The organism is Mesorhizobium sp. M7A.F.Ca.AU.001.01.1.1, from assembly GCF_004022735.1.
GTDB classification, from domain to species: Bacteria; Pseudomonadota; Alphaproteobacteria; order Rhizobiales; family Rhizobiaceae; genus Mesorhizobium; species Mesorhizobium ciceri.
The window spans coordinates 1-1,757 of record NZ_RZPF01000989.1 but is presented as its reverse complement, the minus strand read 5'-3'; the positions used below and the strand labels follow the sequence as shown (position 1 = coordinate 1,757).

Annotated in this window: 2 protein-coding genes; one reads left to right on the top strand and one right to left on the bottom strand. The window is 60.6% G+C overall.

Annotation, left to right across the window (positions count from 1 at the left end):
• On the bottom strand, nucleotides 1-290 hold a 290-nt coding region (locus EN884_RS39945), incomplete at its 3' end, for an aminotransferase class III-fold pyridoxal phosphate-dependent enzyme (RefSeq protein WP_245492042.1).
• 325 nt (nucleotides 291-615) lie between these two features.
• On the opposite strand from EN884_RS39945, the gene EN884_RS34925 reads away from it, so the two are divergent.
• Nucleotides 616-1,671, top strand: coding sequence for an ABC transporter substrate-binding protein (locus EN884_RS34925; protein ID WP_063168759.1), 1,056 nt, complete (start codon nucleotides 616-618; stop codon nucleotides 1,669-1,671).
• Nucleotides 1,672-1,757: the final 86 nt, after the last annotated feature.

Here is a 1,757-nt window from a genome sequence, read left to right as displayed (position 1 = left end):
TCGCGGAAGGCGAGGATCTTCGAGCGCTGCGTGATGGCGCGAGCCGCCGAAATCGCCATGATGTTCGCCTCGGTGCCCGAGTTGCAGAAGCGCACGCGCTCGATGGCCGGAAAACGGTCGACCACCGCGGCAGCCAGGCGCGCCTCATAGCGGTTGGGTGCGCCCAACATGATGCCACCCTGTATGACGTCCACAAGGGCCGCCGAAATCGCCTTGTCGGAGTGGCCGTAAAAACCGGCACTGTATTCCGAGACCAGGTCGACATAGGTATGGCCGTCCAGATCGGTCACCCTGCAGCCTTCACCGGAAACAAACGATACGGGGAATGGCCGATACCATAGAACAGCCCTCGTATTGCCGCCCGGCAACGATGCCGCGGCCTCGTTCTGACGCGCCCGGCTGTTCGGGTTTGCGTCAGCGAAACGCTGTCGCGCCTCGTCCAGAACAGCAGCGAGACTGACATTGGCGCGCACGTCTCTAGTGCCTTGCAGCATTCGATCAAATCCCTTTGGCTTTTTCACTTTTTTACACCGTACCGTAAATTCCTGTTGCTAATCAATCAATTTTGCGTTTGAAATTTGATCAAATCTACAACGATAAGAAAGGGGAACTGCAATGAGGACTTATCTGCAAGCCGTATCTGCCGCCGCGATCTGCCTCGCGACCTCGGCTTTGGTCGCGTCCGCGGCCGACCCCGTCACGGTAGTCGGCTGGGGTGGTACATGGGACAAGGCCTACAAGGATGGGGTCTGGGACAAGTACACCGAAAAGACGGGCGTCCCGATCGTCATGGAAGAGTGGGGCGGCGAGGTCGCCAAGGTGCGTGCCCAGGTGCAGGCGGGCAACATCACCTATGACGTCGTCTCGGTCGAAGCGCCCGCCATGGAAGTCGGCTGCGCCGAAGGCCTGTTCATTCCGCTGACGCCAGAAATCACAGGCGACGCGGCCAATTATTTGCCGGGCACCCTGCACGAATGCGGCGTCGCGTCCGATACCTGGGCCACGGTCCTCGCCTACAACACAAATGTCTACAAGGGCGACGCCGCGCCGAAGAGCTGGGCGGATTTCTGGAACGTCGAGAAATTTCCGGGAAAGCGTGGCCTCTACCAGCAGGCGCAGTTCACGCTGGAAAACGCGCTGATGGCCGACGGCGTTAAGCGCGAGGACATGTACAAGGTGCTGGCCACGCCGGAAGGTATCGACCGGGCTTTCGCCATGCTCGACAAGATCAAGCCGAACGTCGTCTGGTGGTCCACCACGACGCAGGGCATCCAGAACCTCGACAGCGGGGAAGTGACGCTCAGCGACGCGTTCAATGCACGCATCACCAACGAAGCCATTAACGAGAAAAAGCCCTACGCCATCGCATGGGACGCAGGCTTCTTCTACGGCACCGACTACTGGGCCGTGGTGAAGGGCGCACCGCACCAGCAGGGCGGGCTGGATCTCCTCAAGTGGTTCTCCATCCCTGAAAATCAGGCCGGCTTCTCGAAACTCTATGCCTATGGCACCGGCCGCAAGGAAGCCGCCGACCTCATTCCCGCGGATTGGAAGGCCAACCTGCCGACGTCGCCGGAGCACCTCCAGTACGGCGCCGCCTATAACAACGACTTCTGGACCGAGCACAAGGAAGCGCTGGAAGAACGCTTCAAGGCTTGGCTCGCGAAGTAACCCAGGCATGTTGGTCGGGACAAAGCCGGCTATAAAGCGGCGCCAACGGGGCGGCATGCTCGCCCTGTTGACGGCCCCGCTTATCC